This is a genomic window from Candidatus Komeilibacteria bacterium CG_4_10_14_0_2_um_filter_37_10, from assembly GCA_002793075.1.
Lineage (GTDB): Bacteria > Patescibacteriota > Patescibacteriia > UBA1558 > UBA1558 > UM-FILTER-37-10.
In genome coordinates this window covers 1-3,446 of record PFPO01000079.1, presented here as the reverse complement: position 1 = coordinate 3,446, position 3,446 = coordinate 1, and the positions used below count along the sequence as shown (strand labels likewise).

The window sequence follows — 3,446 nt, the reverse complement described above, 5'->3', positions numbered from 1 at the left end:
ACTAAAATCCTTCGGCGTTGCTGTTGAACCTCCTAAAGTAGTACCACAGCCAGCGTAGTCGTCAGTACCATCAAAATTCAAACTCTTACCAAACTTGCCAGTGGCACCATTTTGTCTCGCTTGCACCACTGTTGTCTGCGTACCAGTGGCACCAATAGTCAAGGTACCAGTGCTGCTATAACCAGTGCTATCAAGAACCGAGCCGCCCTGTCCCTCCTCCATTGGCCAATAAGCTACTGGGCCAGCAATGCCACCATTCATATCCTCCTGAATTTGTTTGGCTGTACGAGCGTAGTTATAAATTTTAACATCGTCAATACGACCGCGAAATTGTCTTGTGGTATTCTCAGCGCCAATATTAATGCCGCCGGGATCATTGCCGTCACCGGTTACGGCGATAGTATTTTTTAAAATTCCATTGGTGTACAACCGAATGTTAGATCCATCCCAAGCGCAAGTAATATGCGTCCATTGGTTTAATGGCACTGTACCAGCGCCGGAGCTATGATAACCAGCAGGCGTAGTACCATACCAATAACAGTTAATTGATCCGTTATTATAAACACTTAAATAATAAGTATTTTGGATAACCGTCATTTCTTCGGAACCATAACTGGCAGGATTTACCCAGGCTTCTAAAGTCAAGGCGCCGGTATTTGCTAGATTGTTACCACCGGCTGAATAAACATTATTTGCTGCTGCGCCAGTGGACAGATTCAAAGACGAGCCTCTTTTACCCAGCGCCCAACCAATAGTTCCGTTGCTGGTGGCGCTATTATTATTACCACTAGAGTCATAAGCTGTGGTACCAGTGTTTTCATCCAAGGTCCAATACCTGGCCGGCCCTGGCGCCCATTCATATAATTTGGTAACTTCAGCGTTAGAGAGGGCGCGGTTATAAATACGGAGTTCATCTAATTGACCATTAAAATAATTGCCACCACCTAAACTAGCAAAACCCAAAACACCGCTATTGGCCCCGGGGTCAATGGCCGTAACTTTTGTTTGTTGCAGAACACTATTTTTGTAAATTTTCATGGTGCTGGTAGCTGCTTCAAAAGTCGCGGTAATATAAACCCATTCATTTTGAGTAAGATTGTTAACCCGAACATTATCATATTGACCGGGCGTACCTGTACCAACGTAAAGGTCAATGTCATCCTGCCATTTCCAAATGGCATAGTTGCTACTCCCGGCGTTGCTATTCGGATTTTTGGCAATGATACCAGCTGTATTTACTAATTCACCTATTTTAATCCAAAAACTCAAGGAAAAATCAACATTATTAAAGTCTAGCGAATTACTATCAGTAATAGATATTTCGTCATTAATACCATCAAAACTACCGCCATTGCCATACTTGCCAATAACGCCGCCAGTAGAGCCAGTAGTAACAGGACACGACTTGCCAGTATTACTATTGCCCGAAGCATCTAAAACAGTGGCCGTAGAACAGTCGTTAGTCCAAGAAGTTTCGTCCATTGGCCAATAACCAACCAAACCATCAGACATCCACTTTTGATTACTAGCGCCCATGGCGACATTAGCCGCTGACTCGGAGCCTACTCCGGCTTTGCCGGAGGAATAGTCCTGGTTAACTTGGGTAGCAGTACGAGCATAGTTATAAATTTTAAAATTATCTAGCGCCATATTCGGCGAACCACTACTACGTTCACCAATTTTCATAACGTTGGCACCGACATTACAAAATCCACCGGCTTGTGTAACTTGTCGAATGTAGTTGCCATCTAAGTAAGCTTTGACAGTGGTACCGTCATAAGTAACTGTATACATGTGCCATAAGTTATCAATGGTATTATTCGCTACGGTAATGGAAGTATAAGATGTACCATCACAAGGAGAGCGACCCCACTCAAAATAAATAGTGTTGTAGTTACCATTCTGATCGGGAAATATTTGTGTTCGCAAGCCATAGCCAGTGTGCGTACCACCATTACTATTAGACATAATTATCGGCCACCGATAGCTAGCGGAAGAAGTATAAGCAGCATTAAATTTTACCCAAACATTATAGGTTAATTCATTGTACGTATTGAAAGTTGGGGAACTGGCAGAGGCGGCGTAGTCACCATCAGCATCAGTACTGACACACTTGCCAGCCAAACATTTATCTTCATTGTTCCAGGCCAGAGAGTTTAAAGTTAAATCGTTATTATTGGTAGTGTTGTCCTGGGTGGTAGTGCCATAGCCCTCATCAAAACGCCAATAAGCCACAGGAGCCGCACCTTTTTCTTCCGTACCTAAGGAACCGATGGTGGGCTCGGTGGCGGCATATTTTCTTAAACGCGCATTATCATATTGTACTGTGGTAGAATATTGCCCCAAACCAATACTTAAATCCGTTAACGGACTGAGGCTAGCAGTTGATGTTGTCGAGCCAATTGATGTGCCGTTAACATAGTATGTATTATTACTATCCTTCACTTGAACTTTCACATTGTACCAAGTGTCAGCGGCCATATTATTAGCACCGACGTTAGTAGTACCACCAAACGAACCGGTCCACTCTTGATAAGCCGTAGTATTAATACCACTTGTCCAAAATCTACCAGAATGACCATTGGACGGACGATATCTTTGGTATGTTTGTAAGCGTCCGCCACCACCAGAAGAAAATTTGCCACGAAACTCCATAATATAACCAGTAGCATCAGAAAGACTTAAGGAGTTAACATAAACTGGCGTACTATCACATCCGGTACTGGAACTAATTTGCATCACGCCAGAAGTAATAGTGGCAGCGCAACCAGTGGGATTAATCCATTTACTTAAGTTAATGCTAAAATCATCAAAAAAAGTAAATACATTATTACCATTTTGGGCATTGCTAGCGCTTTGGTTACCATAATATAGATAGATCGTTGAAGAACCTGCTGGAACAGAAGATGCTTTGGTACAAATTTTGGTAGTGGCGCTATTACAGCCAGGGTTATTCTCCTCAATCCAGTAAGATAAAACATTGCCTTGAGCGTCAGTAAATCTGATATCATCGCAGTCAGATTGCATTTTACCGGCAGTGATTAAAGTTGCCGTGTCTAAGGTAATGGCTATTTGGTAGTCAGTGAGAGCAGAACCACCATTGGTAATCGGGACGCTCTGGCGATAGTACCAGTCGTCGTTAAACCATGCTGCCGCACTTTCTGGTTTGCGGATTAGATAGACGATACCGACGACGACAATAATAGCAATCGTGAGGATGCTGGCAGTGTAGTATATTCTGTTTTTGTTAAGTTTGAGTTTCATTGGTGATTATTATTTTTCGTACTGGACACCGGGTCGTGGCCCGGTGTGACAAGCGAGATTTGAGCTAACGCTGACAAACACAGTCTTGTCTTTCTGGTGAAAACCAGAAAACAGTTCCAAATTGTTTCTTATTTTACGTTAAGTCATAATAACAATAAAATATGTGCTGGATACCGGATCAA

At 42.7% G+C, this 3,446-nt stretch carries 1 protein-coding gene; it reads right to left on the bottom strand.

Annotated elements, in window-relative coordinates:
* Positions 1–3,264: hypothetical protein (locus COX77_04190; protein ID PIZ98553.1), on the bottom strand; the 3,264-nt coding region annotated here is incomplete at its 3' end.
* Between the last annotated feature and the right edge of the window lie 182 nt (positions 3,265–3,446).